Source organism: Pseudomonas sp. NY15354 (genome assembly GCF_048068075.1).
In the GTDB taxonomy this organism is placed as follows: domain Bacteria; phylum Pseudomonadota; class Gammaproteobacteria; order Pseudomonadales; family Pseudomonadaceae; genus Aquipseudomonas; species Aquipseudomonas guariconensis_C.
The window spans coordinates 106,043-120,642 of sequence record NZ_JBLUPV010000011.1 but is presented as its reverse complement, the minus strand read 5'-3'; the positions used below and the strand labels follow the sequence as shown (position 1 = coordinate 120,642).

The 14,600-nt window shown below is 64.1% G+C and carries 13 protein-coding genes; 7 read left to right on the top strand and 6 right to left on the bottom strand.

From position 1 onward, the window contains the following. Positions 1 to 84: 84 nt before the first annotated feature. The 4 genes from ACNFCH_RS13440 to ACNFCH_RS13425 form a co-directional block, all read right to left on the bottom strand. Positions 85 to 489: an META domain-containing protein gene (locus tag ACNFCH_RS13440; RefSeq protein ID WP_337157431.1), complete on the bottom strand. Its 405-nt coding sequence runs from the start codon at positions 487 to 489 to the stop codon at positions 85 to 87. Beyond that, positions 486 to 923 (bottom strand): hypothetical protein, encoded by a 438-nt coding sequence (locus ACNFCH_RS13435; RefSeq protein ID WP_070091740.1) that lies wholly within the window; start codon positions 921 to 923, stop codon positions 486 to 488. Before ACNFCH_RS13435 ends, ACNFCH_RS13440 begins: the two co-directional genes overlap by 4 nt. 31 nt (positions 924 to 954) lie before the next feature. Further along, a complete protein-coding gene (locus ACNFCH_RS13430; RefSeq protein ID WP_416742967.1) occupies positions 955 to 1,944 on the bottom strand; it encodes a 2-hydroxyacid dehydrogenase in 990 nt (329 codons plus the stop codon). A gap of 168 nt (positions 1,945 to 2,112) precedes the next feature. Further along, on the bottom strand, positions 2,113 to 4,875 hold the full coding sequence (locus ACNFCH_RS13425; RefSeq protein ID WP_337157433.1) for a response regulator: 2,763 nt from the start codon (positions 4,873 to 4,875) through the stop codon (positions 2,113 to 2,115). 236 nt (positions 4,876 to 5,111) lie between these two features. Between ACNFCH_RS13425 and ACNFCH_RS13420 the strand changes: the two genes are divergently transcribed. The 7 genes from ACNFCH_RS13420 (at position 5,112) to ACNFCH_RS13390 (ending at position 13,440) form a co-directional block, all read left to right on the top strand. Continuing rightward, entirely contained in the window at positions 5,112 to 5,828 is a 717-nt protein-coding gene (locus ACNFCH_RS13420; RefSeq protein WP_416742966.1) for a response regulator transcription factor, read from the top strand. 2 nt (positions 5,829 to 5,830) lie between these two features. Beyond that, positions 5,831 to 7,228, top strand: coding sequence for a sensor histidine kinase (locus tag ACNFCH_RS13415; protein WP_416742965.1), 1,398 nt, complete (start codon positions 5,831 to 5,833; stop codon positions 7,226 to 7,228). Between the two features lie 94 nt (positions 7,229 to 7,322). Then, positions 7,323 to 8,222, top strand: coding sequence for a cysteine synthase CysM (gene cysM / locus ACNFCH_RS13410; RefSeq protein ID WP_070091770.1), 900 nt, complete (start codon positions 7,323 to 7,325; stop codon positions 8,220 to 8,222). After that, a complete protein-coding gene (gene rlmD / locus ACNFCH_RS13405) occupies positions 8,222 to 9,580 on the top strand; it encodes a 23S rRNA (uracil(1939)-C(5))-methyltransferase RlmD (RefSeq protein ID WP_416742964.1) in 1,359 nt (452 codons plus the stop codon). The genes cysM and rlmD overlap by 1 nt, the downstream gene beginning before the upstream one ends. Before the next feature lie 97 nt (positions 9,581 to 9,677). Continuing rightward, entirely contained in the window at positions 9,678 to 11,918 is a 2,241-nt protein-coding gene (gene relA / locus ACNFCH_RS13400) for a GTP diphosphokinase (protein ID WP_070091734.1), read from the top strand. Positions 11,919 to 12,042: 124 nt separating this feature from the next. Beyond that, complete coding sequence (gene mazG, locus ACNFCH_RS13395; RefSeq protein WP_337157437.1) at positions 12,043 to 12,876, top strand: nucleoside triphosphate pyrophosphohydrolase; 834 nt, start codon at positions 12,043 to 12,045, stop codon at positions 12,874 to 12,876. 24 nt (positions 12,877 to 12,900) lie between these two features. Continuing rightward, positions 12,901 to 13,440, top strand: a complete 540-nt coding sequence (locus ACNFCH_RS13390) for a DUF2058 domain-containing protein (protein ID WP_070091732.1) — start codon at positions 12,901 to 12,903, stop codon at positions 13,438 to 13,440. A 45-nt stretch (positions 13,441 to 13,485) separates the two neighbouring features. Here the strand turns inward: ACNFCH_RS13390 and ACNFCH_RS13385 are convergent, their stop codons facing one another. After that, entirely contained in the window at positions 13,486 to 13,668 is a 183-nt protein-coding gene (locus ACNFCH_RS13385; protein WP_196164507.1) for a hypothetical protein, read from the bottom strand. Between the two features lie 217 nt (positions 13,669 to 13,885). Continuing rightward, entirely contained in the window at positions 13,886 to 14,596 is a 711-nt protein-coding gene (locus ACNFCH_RS13380; protein ID WP_416742963.1) for a DUF3108 domain-containing protein, read from the bottom strand. Positions 14,597 to 14,600 lie beyond the last annotated feature (4 nt).

The following is a 14,600-nucleotide window of genomic DNA, read 5'->3' as shown; positions in this document are numbered from 1 at the left end:
GGGGCTGCTGAGCAGCTCTTCGCGGCACAAGGCCGCTCCTACAGAGCGACCTTGTGCGATAGGGGCGCAAAGCGCCCCAATCTGTCAGCCTTCTTCAGGCCAGAAGCGCAGCGGCTTGCCCTCGGCCGGCCAGAAGCGGATCTGCTCGATCGACGAGACGTCCCAGCGCTGCACGGTCTCCAGCGCCTGGAGGAAGCGTTTTTCCTGATCCATCAATGCAGGGGCGCACAGCTTGCGGGTCTTGCCGACCTTGCCGAAGCTGATGCGGTCGCCCTCCAGAGTGTAAGGCGCGAACCAGTGGTTGCAGCCGGCGTTGCCATAGGCGCGGCCGTCCTCGCCGAGGATCAGGGTCAGGTGGCTGTAGTCGATCAGCGGGCGTTCGCCGATCCACTCCAGCACATAGCTTTGTTCCGGTCGCAATTTCGAAGGCTCCGATGCGCAGCCGAGCAGGCCGACGGCAATCAGTGCACCGGTCAACAGATGTTTCACTGCGCGCTCCCCTGGCAGGCCGGGCACAGGTGCTGGTCGCCACGGCTGGCCCAGCCCAGCTCCGCGATACGGGCGCTGGCCGCAGGCTGGCGGGCCTTGTTGCCGAGCTTGCCGTCGACGGCGAATTCGAAGTCCAGCTCAGCCTGGCAGCCGTTGCACTTGACCTTCCAGTTGAGGATCTCCAGCTCGTTGAAGACCGGACCACTGGCCACGGCGACCCATTGGCCGCGCGGGTTGATCAGGTGGCGCACGCTCTCCACGGTCAGGCGCATGGACAGGTCCTTGCTGCCTTTGAGGGTCACCAGCAGGACATCGTCCTTCTGGATCGAACCCCCGTTGCCAGTCACCTGATAGCGGCCCGGCACCAGGGCGCGGCATTCGATCAGGGTGTGTTGCGGGTTGAAAAGGGTGTAGCGGAAATCGTGTTCGACCATGGGTCCTCCAAAATTGCCGCGTATCCTAGCATCAACCGTTCACCAGATTCTGCGGATCGCCCGCCGTCCAGCGGATGATGTTGTCCAGGGTGGTCGAGGCGATGGCCGCCAGCGCTTCATGGGTGAGAAACGCCTGATGCGCGGTGACGATCACGTTGGGGAAGGTCAGCAGCCGGGCGAGCACGTCATCCTGCAGCGGCAGGTCGGAGCGGTCCTCGAAGAACAACTGCGCCTCCTCTTCATAGACATCCAGCCCCAGGTAGCCGAGCTGGCCGCTCTTGAGCGCATCGATCAGGGCCGGCGTGTCGACCAGCGCGCCGCGCCCGGTGTTGATCAGCATGGCGCCGGGTTGCAGGCTGGCCAGGCTCCTGGCGTTGATCAAGTGACGGGTGTGCTCGGTCAGCGGGCAGTGCAGGCTGATGATCCGTGCCTGGCTCAGCAGTTCGGGCAACTCCACATAGCGGGCGCCCAGAGCGAGCAGTTCGGGGTTGGGGTAGGGGTCATAGGCCAGCAGTTGGCAGCCGAAGCCGGCCATGATGCGGGCGAAGGCGGCGCCGATCTGGCCGGTGCCGACCACCCCGACGGTCTTGCCGTGCAGGTCGAAGCCGGTCAGGCCGTGCAAGGTGAAGTCGCCTTCGCGGGTGCGGTTGTAGGCCCGGTGCAAGCGTCGGTTGAGCGCCAGGATCAAGGCCACGGCGTGTTCGGCCACGGCATGGGGCGAATAGGCCGGCACCCGCACCACCGACAGCCCCAGACGTCGGGCCGCAGCCAGGTCGACATGGTTGTAGCCTGCCGAGCGCAGGGCGATCAGGCGTGTACCGCCGGCGGCCAGGCGTTCGAGCACCGTGGCATCGAGCTCATCGTTGATGAACGCGCAGACCACCTCGAAGCCATGGGCCAGGGCGACGGTGTCCTGGGTCAGCCGGGCCGACTGGTAATGCAGCTCCAGGCCACTGTCGCGGGCGGCCTGGGTGAAGCTTTCCTGATCGTAGTGCTGGCTGCTGAACAACAGGACACGCATGGTGGTGACTCTCCAGGTTTCGTCTAGGCGCCAGTGTAGACAGCCTGCGAGCGGGAGCAGTTGATCCTGCTCAGTGGCCATCGCTGGTCGGATGAGCGCAAGTCCTTGTTCCAGGGCCCGCTAGGCGGCCCTTTCGCGGCGCAAGGTCGCCAAAGGGCCACAGAGTCTTCAGGCGCTCAGCCGCGCCTGCGCCGCGAGGCGCACGATGGCCCGATCCAGCTCGTCCAGGGCTTGCGTCGCCTGGGGGCTGTCCTGTTTGAGCAAGGTCTCGCTGCGCTGGCAGGCCGCGCGCAGTTGCGGTACGCCACAGTAGCGCGAGGCACCGTTGAGGCGATGGACCCGTTCGATCATCGCCGTGCGATCGCCCTGTTCACGGGCGGCGCGAATCGATTCGCGGTCAGTCTCGAGCGACGCCAGCAGCATGGCCAGCATGTCAGCGGCCAGGTCCGGCTTGCCGGCGGCCAGGCGCAGGCCCTCCTCGGGGTCGAGTACCTTCAGTTCGCTGCTGTCGGCGGCCCGTTCGGTGCCGCGCTCCGGCATGGCGGGGGCCAGGCTCAGTCCGGTCCACTTCATCACCACCTGGGACAGCTGACGCTCGCTGATTGGCTTGGTCAGGTAATCGTCCATGCCGCTGTGCAGCAAGGCCCGTTTCTCGTTGGCCATGGCGTGGGCGGTGAGGGCGACGATGGGCAGCGGGCTGCCGCTCTGGCTGGCTTCCCAGCGGCGGATCTGCTCGGTGCAGGCGCGCCCGTCCATTCCCGGCATTTGCACATCCATCAAGACCAGGTCGAAGGGCTCGTCCTGCACGGCCTTGACTGCGGCATAGCCGTTGTCGAGCGCCAGCACCTCGGCACCCAGGCCTTCGAGCAGGGTCTGTACCAACAGCAGATTGGCCGGGTTGTCGTCCACGCAGAGAATCTTCGGCGCCCGGGTAGTGCCGCTGGTGCGCGCGTCGCTGGCCACACGGCGCGGTTGCATCAGTTCGAGCAGCAGGCGGCGCAGCTTGCGCGTGCAGGTCGGCTTGGACAGCAACTGGCCATGAGCATTGGGCAAGTAGGGGTGGTAGAGCGCCTGTTCAGTGGTCGGGCATAGCACCACGCACAGGCAGCCCAGGCGTTCCAGTTGCTGGTGATAATGGCCAAGCTGTTCGGGCGAAAGCGTGCCCAGGTTGGCCCCGAGTACGGCGAACTCGAATGGCTGGCCGGCCTGACTCGCCGCCTGGACGCCTTGCAACAACTGGTCGAAGGAGGCGAACAGGCTGACGCTCAGGCCGCAATCTTCCAATTGGTGCTCCAGGGCTTGGCGCGCGAGCTCATGGCCATCGACGATGGCGGCGCGGCGGCCGAGCAAAGGTTGCAGCGGCTGTTCCTGCGCATCGTCATGGGCCCGCGGCAGGCTGAGGCTGATCCAGAACTGCGAACCTTCTCCGGGGGTGCTGTCCACGCCGATCTCGCCCCCCATCTGTTCGATCAGGCGCTTGGAGATCACCAAGCCCAGGCCGGTGCCGCCCGGCTGGCGTGACAAGGAGTTGTCGGCCTGGCTGAAGGCCTGGAACAAAGTGCGCACATCCTGAGGCGACAGGCCGATGCCGGTGTCCTGCACGCTGATGCGCAACTGTACGTTGTCTTCCTGTTCGTCCTCGATCATGGCGCGCACGACGATGGTGCCTTCGCGGGTGAACTTGATGGCGTTGCTCACCAGGTTGGTGAGGATTTGCTTGAGTCGCAGCGGGTCGCCGATCAGCGACAGCGGGGTGTCGCGGTAGACCAGGCAGAGCAGCTCTAGCTGCTTGGCGTGGGCCGCGGGGGCCAGGATGGTCAGCGTGTCCTGGATCAGGTCGCGCAGGTTGAACGGGATGCTGTCGAGCACCAGCTTGCCGGCCTCGATCTTGGAGAAGTCGAGGATCTCATTGATGATCCCCAGCAGGTTGTCGGCGGACTTCTCGATGGTATTGAGGTAGTCGAGTTGGCGCGGGGTCATCTCGCTGCGTTGCAGCAGGTGGGTGAAGCCGAGGATGCCGTTGAGCGGCGTGCGAATCTCATGGCTCATGTTGGCCAGGAACTCGGACTTGATGCGGCTGGCCTCCAGGGCCTCCTTGCGCGCCATGTCCAGTTCGATGTTCTGGATCTCGATGGTTTCCAGGTTCTGGCGCACGTCTTCGGTGGCCTGGTCGATGCTGTGCTGCAACTCTTCGTGGGCGTTTTGCAGGGTCTCGGCCATGCGGTTGATGCCCGCCGCCAGTTCATCCAGCTCATGACTGCCCATCGACGGCAGGCGCTGCTCCAGGTTGCCTTCCTTGAGCTGGGTGACGGCGTGCTTGATGCGGCTGAGCGGGTCGTTGATCGTCCGGCTCATGCGCAGGGCGAGCAGCACGGTGAGCGACAGGCAGCCGAAGATCAACAACAGGCTGGTGAACAGGTTGCGATAGCCGCGCAGCAAGGTGCCGTCGTGGGACAGCTCGATCTCGACCCAGCCGAGCAGACGCTCTGCTTCGGCAGGGACCGCCTGGGTGGCCAGGTCGCGATGATGGCCGAAAACCGGCATCAGGTAGCGGGTGGCATCGTTGCCGGAGCGTTGCAGCAATTGGGTGCCGGTCCCGCCGGTCGGAGCCTGGTTGAGCATGCTCGGTCCGGCATGGGCCAGGCGCGAGCGGTCGGGGGCCAGAAACGCCACGGCACGCACATCGGCCTGCTCCAGGGCTTGGGCGGCGATGCGCTCGAGCAACTCCTGGGCCTGGGCCGGGTTGGCCAAGGAGGGCGCTGCCAAGGGCGCAAGCTGCTCGGCGAGCATCTTGCCGCGCTGGAGCAACTGAGTACGCAGCTCGTTTTGCTGCAGCCAGGTGAAATAGCTTCCCAGCACCAGGGCCATCAGGCTGGCTGGCAGCAGGGCCAACAGCAGGACCCGGCTTCTGATTCCCAAACGATCGAGCACATTTGTCTCCTGTCATGTGCTTGCCTGCCGTCAGCAGAGAACGGCCCCAGGCGGAACGTTACTCCCCAGGGCCGTCTGATGCACTTCTTTGTATCTCTTTTATACGGTTTAGGACCTCGGCGGCCTGAATCATTTGGGGGGGCAGGTGGCAACAGGCTATCGCCGGTCGTAATCCGGTTGCCTTGACCGGGTGCATGGCCAATAATCGCGCAGTTGAGAATTAATGTCAGAAGCCAATGAATCCCGAAGCTATTAAGCCGTCCACCATTCTCGCCATCGAGGACGATCCCGTGCTGGGGGCCTACCTGCATGACGAGCTGCAGCGCGACGGCTTCCTGGTGACCTGGTGCCGTAACGGCCTCGAGGGCCTGGAGACCGCCAGCCGCCAGGCCTTCGACGTGGTGCTGATGGACATCCTGCTACCAGGCCTCAATGGCCTGGATGCCCTGGCCCGGTTGCGCACCCACAGCACCACTCCGGTGATCCTGATGTCCGCGCTGGGCGCGGAGTCTGATCGCATCAGTGGTTTCCAGCGGGGCGCGGACGACTACCTGCCCAAGCCTTTCAGCATGGCCGAGCTGCGGGTACGCATCGAAGCGATCCTGCGACGGGTGGCCCTGGAACGCCGTCATCAGGCGCCACGGGATGTGGCCAGTGGGCAATTGCGCTTCGACGAGGCGGCCTGCGATGTCCGGCTCGACGACCGTTCGGCGGGGCTCACCCCCAGCGAGTACCGCTTGCTCGAAACCCTCCATCGCAGCCAGGACGAAGTGCTCAGCAAGCCGTTCCTTTATCAGCAGGTATTGCAGCGCGGCTATTCCCGCCATGACCGCAGCCTGGACATGCATGTCAGCCAGATCCGCCGCAAGCTCAAGGCGCTCGGCTACCAAGAGCGGCAGATCCGCACAGTCTGGGGCAAGGGCTATACCTTGTGCGCCGGCGAGGCCGACTGACAGTGCCCGATCGCCATTCGCTGTTCTGGAAGCTCGCCATTTTGCTGGTGGGCTTTTGCCTGTTGATGATCGGCCTGAGCTACACCTGGGGCCGGCACATGGAAACCCGCAATGCCTTCCTCGACGCACCGGCCCAGGCGCAGTTGCTCGGCTACGCCGCCGAGGCCGAGCAGGCCTGGCGCCAAGGGGGCAAGGCTGGGGTGGATCGCTGGCTGGCCGGCATGCGCCAGCGCGAGTCTGGCTGGGTGAATGTGCTGGATGCCCAGTTGCACCCCTTGGGCAGCGCCACACTGTCTACCGATGAAATCCAGCGACTGACGCGCCTGCGCGGTGTCGACTGGCCCATGAGCCGGCGCAGCGTCACTCAGCCTTGGCTGCGTCTGCCGTTTCCCGACGCGCCGGAGCAGGGCATGTTGGTGATCGAGCTGCCGCAGCGGTTGAACCCCGGGCAGTACCTGCTGTTCTGGCAGGTCCTGACCAATGGTGTGATTCCGGGCCTGTTCACTTTGCTGCTGTGCGTTGGCCTGTACCGGATGCTGATCGTGCCGCTGAACCAGCTGCGCGAGCAGGCCAATGCCTGGCGCGCCGACCAGCTGTCGGCTCGCCTGGATTCGCGCACCGTCGGCCGGCATGACGAACTGGGCGAACTGGCCCGGGCGTTCGATCAGATGGCCGAGCGGTTGCAGGAAAGCGTGGCCATGCAGCAGCAGATGCTGCGCGACCTCTCCCATGAGATGCGCACGCCTTTGAGTCGCCTGCGCGTGGCCTGCGACGGCGAGACCGATCATCAGTGTCTGCGTGAGCGGGTGGCGCGGGAAATCGACTGCATGCAGCAACTGGTCGAAAACACGCTGCAACTGGCCTGGCAGGATGCCGAGCGCGCGCCGATGAACCTCGAGCCGATCCAGCTTCAGGCCCTGTGGGACATGCTCGCTGAGGACGCCTGCTATGAAAGCGGCTGGGCGCCTGAGCGTCTGCGCTGTGAGTTGCCCGCCCAGTGCTGGGTGCAAGGCAATCTCAACCATTTGGCCCAGGCGCTCGAGAACATGCTGCGCAATGCGATCCGCCATTCGCCCGAACATGGGCTGGTGCGCCTGGGTGGCCACCGCGAAGGCAGCTATTGGCGGCTGTGTCTGGAAGATCAGGGAGGAGGTGTGGACGAGGCGGACCTGGACCGGATCTTCGCGCCGTTCTCCCGCCTGGACGGCTCCCGCCCCGGAGATGGTGGCTTTGGCCTAGGCCTTAGCATCGCCCGCAGCGCAATCCAGCGTCAGGGCGGCAGCGTGTGGGCCGAAAACGGCAAACGAGGGCTGCGTTTGTGCATGCGTTTGCCGGGGCATGTGGCGCGGGATCGAAGCGCTGGCCCGGCTCTTCAGGTGCCGGCCAAGGCGAGCTTATAGCTTGTAGCTATAGCGACCACAGATTGCGTGATATGGCCAGCAAAGGTTTGCCGGTATGATAGTCGCCCCTGCCGTCCGGATTGCGAACAACGCCATGACCTTGCAGTACCCAACCATCGCCGATTGCGTCGGCAATACGCCTCTGGTTCGCCTGCAGCGTATCGCCGGCGAGACCACAAACACCCTCCTGCTCAAGCTCGAAGGCAACAATCCCGCGGGTTCGGTCAAGGACCGCCCGGCGCTGTCGATGATCACCCGCGCCGAGTTGCGTGGCCAGATCAAGCCCGGCGACACGCTCATCGAAGCCACCTCCGGCAACACGGGTATCGCCCTGGCCATGGCGGCAGCGATCAAGGGCTACAAGATGATCCTGATCATGCCGGACAACTCCACCGCCGAGCGCAAGGCGGCGATGACCGCCTATGGCGCTGAGCTGATCCTGGTCACCAAGGAAGAGGGGATGGAAGGGGCCCGGGACCTGGCCGAGAAGCTGCAGGCCGAAGGTCGTGGCCTGGTGCTCGACCAGTTCGCCAATGGCGACAACCCCATCGCCCACTATTCCAGCACCGGCCCTGAGATCTGGCAGCAGACTCATGGCAGCATCACCCACTTCATCAGTTCCATGGGCACCACCGGCACCATCATGGGCTGCTCTCAATACCTCAAGGAGCAGAACCCCGCGGTGCAGATCGTTGGCTTGCAACCGATGGAAGGTTCGGCCATCCCCGGCATTCGCCGGTGGCCCGAGGAGTACCTGCCGAAGATCTTCGACGCCACCCGGGTCGACCGTGTGGTCGACATGTCCCAAGAGGAAGCCGAGCAGACCACCCGTCGCCTTGCCCGTGAAGAGGGCATTTTCTGCGGCGTCTCTTCCGGTGGTGCGGTCGCGGCGATGCTCCGCCTGTCCCGCGAGGTCGAGAATGCGGTCATGGTGGCGATCATCTGCGACCGTGGCGACCGCTACCTGTCCACTGGCCTGTTCGACGCAACCTGATGTCCAGAAAGAAAAGCAACAGCGGCCTGCGCTTCCAGCCGGCCGGCGGCAACCGTGCGCCTCAGGTGCCGGTCGGCAAGAAACAACGCCTGGAGATCGAGCGCCTGGCCGGTGACGGGCGTGGCATCGCCTTCCATGAGGGCCGCACCTGGTTCGTCAGCGGAGCGCTGGCCGGCGAGGCGGTCGAGGCCCGGGTGCTGGGCGCCCGCGGCAAGGTGGTCGATGCGCGACTGGAGCGGGTGCTGCAGGCCAGCCCCGAACGGCGCGAGGCGCCTTGCCGGTACTATGAGCGTTGCGGTGGCTGCCACCTGCAGCACCTGCCTCATGACGGCCAATTGACGCTCAAACAGCGCTTGCTCGCCGAACAACTGCAGCGGGTGGCCGGTGTGCAACCCGAGCAGTGGGCCGCGCCACTGGTCGGCCCTGAATTCGGCTACCGGCGCCGGGCGCGCATCGCGGTGCGCTGGGACCCGAAGGCGCGTCAGCTGGAGGTGGGTTTTCGTGCCGAGGCCAGCCAGGACATCGTCGCCATCGATGAATGCCTGGTGCTGGTACAGCCCTTGCAGGATATTTTCCGTCAGTTGCCGAGTGTGCTGCGTAGCCTGAGCAAACCCCAGGCACTGGGACACGTCGAGCTGTTCAGCGGTACCGCCCAAGCGGTCCTGGTGCGTCATGTGGCGCCCTTGCCCGCAGAGGATCAGGCACGGCTGCAAGCCTTCTGCGAGCAGGCTGGCGCCCAGCTCTGGTTGCAGGGCGACGGCGAACCGGCGCCGGTCGAAGCCGGTCAGACGCTTGGTTTTGCGCTCGAGCCCTGGGGGCTGGAGCTGGCCTGGCGACCGGGGGATTTCGTCCAGGTCAACGCCCAGGTCAACACCTTGATGATCGAGCAGGCGCTGGCGTGGCTGGCGCCTCAACCGGAGGAGCGGGTGCTGGATCTGTTCTGCGGCCTGGGCAACTTTGCCTTGCCGCTGGCCGGTCAGGCCCGGGAAGTGGTGGCCGTGGAAGGCGTGCAGGCCATGGTTGAACGGGCCGAGGCCAATGCCCGTAGCAACAATGTGCATAATGCCCGCTTTTTTCAGGCCGATTTATCGCAGCCTTTGGCGGGCGCCGGATGGGCCGCCGAGGGCTTTTCTGCGGTACTCTTGGATCCACCGCGCGACGGTGCTTTCGAGGTGGTGCAAGGCATCGCACGACTCAAGGCCAAGCGGCTGGTCTATGTGTCCTGCAACCCGGCCACGCTGGCGCGAGACGCCCAGGTTCTGGTCGGGCAGGGGTACCGGTTAACAAGGGCCGGGATCCTCGACATGTTTCCTCAGACGGCACATGTCGAGGCCATGGCGTTATTCGAAGCGGGCTAGCCAGGCTGGCCCCTTGGTGCGGCGTCCAGGGACTGGGCGGCGTACGGTGATTGCCAGTGCACCCGCGTGGTGCGCTGTATGGAAAGGTAAAAGAAAGATGGTACAGGTGAGAGTGCACCAGCCGGTCAATACCGACGGTAGTATCAATCTCGAAGCATGGCTGGATCATGTGGTGAGCGTCGACTCGGCGCTGGACCGCAAGGCGCTCAAGGAGGCCTGTGATTTCGCCCAGGAGGTCGAGAAGAAGGGCAACCCGGCCAAACATTCCTGGGCCGACGGTACGTCCAGCTTCCAGGCGGGCCTGGAGATCGCCGAAATCCTCGCCGACCTCAAGCTCGACCAGGATTCCCTGGTGGCGGCGGTGATCTATCGCTCGGTGCGTGAGGGCAAGGTGACCCTGGCCGAGGTCGGCCAGCGTTTTGGCCCGGTGGTCTCCAAGCTGATCGACGGCGTGCTGCGCATGGCCGCCATCAGTGCCAGCCTGAGCCCGCGCCAGTCGCTGGTGCTTGGCTCCCAGGCGCAGGTCGAGAACCTGCGCAAGATGCTGGTGGCGATGGTCGACGACGTGCGCGTCGCCCTGATCAAGCTGGCTGAACGTACCTGCGCCATCCGGGCGGTCAAGGCCGCCGATGACGAAAAACGCCTGCGCGTGGCGCGTGAGGTGTTCGATATCTATGCGCCGCTCGCCCACCGCTTGGGCATCGGCCACATCAAATGGGAGCTGGAGGACCTGTCCTTCCGCTACCTCGAACCCGACCAGTACAAGCAGATCGCCAAGCTGTTGCATGAGCGCCGGCTCGACCGGGAGCGCTTCATCAGCGACGTGATGAACCAGCTGCAGAACGAGCTGCTCGCCACGGGGGTGAAGGCAGATATCAGTGGCCGGGCGAAACATATCTATTCCATCTGGCGCAAGATGCAGCGCAAGGGGCTGGAGTTCAGCCAGATCTACGACGTGCGCGCCGTGCGTGTGCTGGTGCCGGAGATCCGCGACTGCTATACCGCGCTGGGCATTGTCCACACCCTCTGGCGGCATATTCCCAAGGAGTTCGACGACTACATCGCCAACCCCAAGGAGAACGGCTACCGCTCGCTGCACACTGCGGTGATCGGCCCGGAGGGCAAGGTGCTGGAGGTGCAGATCCGCACCCATTCCATGCACGAGGAAGCCGAACTCGGCGTCTGTGCCCACTGGCGCTACAAGGGCACCGACGTCAAGTCCAGCTCCAACCACTACGAAGAGAAGATCTCTTGGCTGCGCCAGGTGCTCGAGTGGCACGAGGAATTGGGTGATATCGGCGGCCTGGCCGAGCAACTGCGGGTCGACATCGAACCAGACCGGGTCTACGTGTTCACCCCCGACGGCCATGCCATCGACCTGCCAAAAGGCGCCACGCCGCTGGACTTCGCCTACCGTGTGCACACAGAGATCGGCCACAACTGCCGCGGCGCCAAGATCAACGGGCGTATCGTTCCGCTCAACTACAGCCTGCAGACCGGCGAGCAGGTGGAGATCATCACCAGCAAGCACGGCAGCCCGAGCCGGGACTGGCTGAACTCCAACCTGGGCTATGTCACTACGTCCCGGGCGCGGGCCAAGATCGTCCACTGGTTCAAACTGCAGGCGCGCGACCAGAACGTCGCCGCCGGCAAGACCCTGCTCGAGCGTGAGCTCAGCCGCTTGGGTCTGCCGCAGGTGGACTTCGAGCGCCTGGCCGAAAAGGCCAACGTCAAGACTGCCGAGGACATGTTCGCTGCCCTGGGGGCAGGTGACCTGCGCCTGGCGCACATGGTCAACGCGGCCCAGCAACTGCTCGAGCCGGAGCGCATCGAGCAGATCGAGCTGATCCCGCGCAAGGCCAGCGGCACCCGCTCCGGCAAGCGTGGCGACATCCAGATCCAGGGCGTCGGCAACCTGCTCACGCAGATGGCCGGTTGCTGCCAGCCGCTGCCAGGCGATGCCATCGTCGGCTACATCACCCAGGGCCGCGGCGTGAGCATTCACCGCCAGGACTGCGCCTCGGTGCTGCAACTGGCCGGCAAGGAGCCGGAGCGGATGATCCAGGTCAGCTGGGGGCCGATCCCGGTGCAGACGTATCCGGTCGACATCATCATTCGCGCCTACGACCGTCCGGGGTTGCTGCGCGACGTGTCGCAGGTGCTGCTCAACGAAAAGATCAACGTGCTGGCGGTCAACACCCGCTCGAACAAGGAAGACAACACCGCGCTGATGTCGCTGACCATCGAGATCCCTGGCCTGGACGCCCTCGGGCGTTTGCTGGGCAGGATTTCGCAGTTGCCGAACATCATCGAGACGCGGCGTAACCGTACCCCTTGAGACCGAGGCGTCCTCTTCGCGGGTAAACCCGCTTCCCACAGGTACAGTGCACATCTGAAGTGCTGCACTCACCCTGCGGGATCGGGTTTACCCGCGAAGAAGCCGCCGCTAAGGACCTGCCCACATGACTTACACCCTCGACGACCTGCTGCACCTGATGGCCCGTCTGCGCGACCCGCAATACGGCTGCCCGTGGGACCTGAAGCAGAATTACGCGAGCATCGTTGCGCACACCCTCGAAGAGGCCTACGAAGTCGCCGACACCATCGAGCGTGGGGACTTCGAGCACTTGCAGGGTGAACTGGGCGATCTGTTGTTCCAGGTGGTCTATTACAGCCAACTGGCCCGTGAGGAGGAGCGTTTCGAGTTCGCGGGCGTGGTGGACGCCATTACTCGCAAGCTGATTCGCCGTCACCCCCATGTGTTCCCCTCCGGCGACCTCTATGCCCCGCTGGACACTCCGCGCCTGGACGAGACGCAGGTCAAGTCGCGCTGGGAAGCGATCAAGGCCGAGGAGCGGGCCGAGAAGAGCGGGCCTGAGCAGTTGTCGTTGCTCGACGACGTGCCGGCGGCATTGCCGGCCTTGTCTCGTGCGGCCAAGCTGCAGAAGCGCGCGGCCACGGTCGGTTTCGACTGGCCGGACGCGCTGGCGGTGCTGGACAAAGTCCGCGAAGAGCTGGATGAAGTCCTGCAGGCCATGGCCGATGGCGACGCTGATGCACTGGAAGATGAGATCGGCGATCTGCTGTTCGCCACTGTCAACCTGGCCCGCCACCTCAAGCATGACCCGGAAAACGCCCTGCGCCGCGCCAACCGCAAGTTCGAGCGGCGGTTTCGTTTTATCGAACAGGCATTGCGCGACGGTGGTCGGCCGATCGAAGATTGTACCCTCGATGAACTGGACGCCCTGTGGGGCGAAGCCAAGCGTCAGGAAAAGAACCTGCCCAGCTGCGGCTGAGCTGTTGCATAAGTGAGTGAATACATGAGCCTTTCCCTTCGCGACCAATTGCTCAAGGCCGGTCTGGTCAACCAGAAACAGGTCAAGCAAGTCAACAAAGCCGAGAAGAAACAAAAGCGCCTGGAGCACAAAGGCCAGGTCGAGGTTGACGACAGCCAGCAGCGTCAGGCCAAGGAAGCCATGGCCGAAAAGGCCAAGAAAGACCAGGAGTTGAACCGTCAGCTTCAGGAAAAGGCCGAGCAGAAGGCCCGGGCCGCGCAGATCAAGCAACTGATCGAGGCGACCCGCCTGCCCAAGCTCAATACCGAGGACTACTACAACTTCGTCGACGACAAGAAGGTCAAACGTATCGCCGTCAACGCCCTGATGCGCAGCAAGCTGAGCAACGGCGCCCTGGCCATCGTGTCCTTCGGCGGCGGCTATGAAGTGATCCCGCGCGAGGCGGCGGTGAAGATCCAGGAGCGTGATCCCCATCGTATCCTGCTGCTCAACACCCATGTCGAGGAAGCGGACGAGGACGATCCGTACGCGGCCTACAAGATCCCTGACGATCTGATGTGGTAATAGACGAAAACCCCGCTTAGGCGGGGTTTTTCGTGGGCAGTGCGATCATTGCGTGCTGTGCTGGTTTTCCAGGCATTCCAGCTCGCTGCGGTACTGTTGGGCTTCGTGTTCGGAGTGGAACATACCCACCAGTTCGCCCTGCTGATGCACGTCCCAGATCCGCAGACCGTGGGCCTGGCTTTCGTGGGACATTTTCGATTCGTCGCGTTCGGTTACTTGAACAGTCATCGTTAAACTCCACTTTCGGTTGGCTGCGGCAACATGTCGCAGGCCTTCTTTATAGAGTTAGTTAGCAGGCTAAGTAAATAAAACGACGATGAAACAAAGTTCATGAACGGCCCTTCGCGGACACCTAGGAATGGGGTTGGCGAGAGGGCCGCGCAAAGCATCAGGCAAAAAGAAGCCCCGCACGGGGCGGGGCTTCAGGCCTTGCTGGCAGCGGTGATCAGTTGCCTTTCACCGACTTGCCATCGACTGTGCCATCCTGCAGCACGATCACGTATTCCTTGCCATCGGTCTCGACCTGGCGCAGTTGCACCAGCAGGTAGTCCCATTCCTTGGCGAACCACAGCTCGGTGATGCGCTTGCTCTGGCTCGGGTCGCGTACGCGCTCGACCTTCACGGCATCGACCTGGCCGGTCTTGGTGGTGACTTTCTCGGTACCGAGCACGCGGAAGTCGTAGGTGTCGATCTCGTCACCGTCGACGACCTGATAGGTCATGCTCTTCTTGCCGGCGGCCACGTCATGCTGCAGCGCCAGCTGGTAGGACGACTTGTCCAGTACACCGCGGTTGAGCGGCAGGTTGATCGCATCGCCACGGTCGCTGCCGGTGACCTTCTTGCTGCTCCAATCGAAGTCCAGATCGACTTGCTTCGCCTTGCCCAGGCCGCCACGCTCGAAGTGATACTTCTGTGGCAGCAGGGTGTCGTTGTCCAGACGCAGGGTGCTTTGCTCGGTCAGGCTGGCGATCATCATGGAAGCCTTGAAGTTCAGGCTCCAGGTACCGTTGGCGTTCTTTACCAGGCTGCGCTCGGCGGTGCCGCTCATGGGCAGCTGCTTCCAGTCGGCGGTGTAGCTGGCCGAGAAAGGCTTCAGATCAGCTGCCTGGAGGGGCAGGGCGAGCACGGCGAGAGCCAAGAGCAGGGCGCGACGCATAAGT

Excerpts from the sequence above, each read along its gene's own strand:
- ACNFCH_RS13435 (WP_070091740.1), bottom strand. The coding sequence starts at position 923 with ATGGTCGAACACGATTTCCGCTACACCCTTTTCAACCCGCAACACACC.
- ACNFCH_RS13430 (WP_416742967.1), bottom strand. The coding sequence starts at position 1,944 with ATGCGTGTCCTGTTGTTCAGCAGCCAGCACTACGATCAGGAAAGCTTC.
- ACNFCH_RS13420 (WP_416742966.1), top strand. The coding sequence starts at position 5,112 with ATGAATCCCGAAGCTATTAAGCCGTCCACCATTCTCGCCATCGAGGAC.
- cysM (WP_070091770.1), top strand. The coding sequence starts at position 7,323 with ATGACCTTGCAGTACCCAACCATCGCCGATTGCGTCGGCAATACGCCT.
- rlmD (WP_416742964.1), top strand. The coding sequence starts at position 8,222 with ATGTCCAGAAAGAAAAGCAACAGCGGCCTGCGCTTCCAGCCGGCCGGC.
- relA (WP_070091734.1), top strand. The coding sequence starts at position 9,678 with ATGGTACAGGTGAGAGTGCACCAGCCGGTCAATACCGACGGTAGTATC.
- mazG (WP_337157437.1), top strand. The coding sequence starts at position 12,043 with ATGACTTACACCCTCGACGACCTGCTGCACCTGATGGCCCGTCTGCGC.
- ACNFCH_RS13390 (WP_070091732.1), top strand. The coding sequence starts at position 12,901 with ATGAGCCTTTCCCTTCGCGACCAATTGCTCAAGGCCGGTCTGGTCAAC.
- ACNFCH_RS13385 (WP_196164507.1), bottom strand. The coding sequence starts at position 13,668 with ATGACTGTTCAAGTAACCGAACGCGACGAATCGAAAATGTCCCACGAA.
- ACNFCH_RS13380 (WP_416742963.1), bottom strand. The coding sequence starts at position 14,596 with ATGCGTCGCGCCCTGCTCTTGGCTCTCGCCGTGCTCGCCCTGCCCCTC.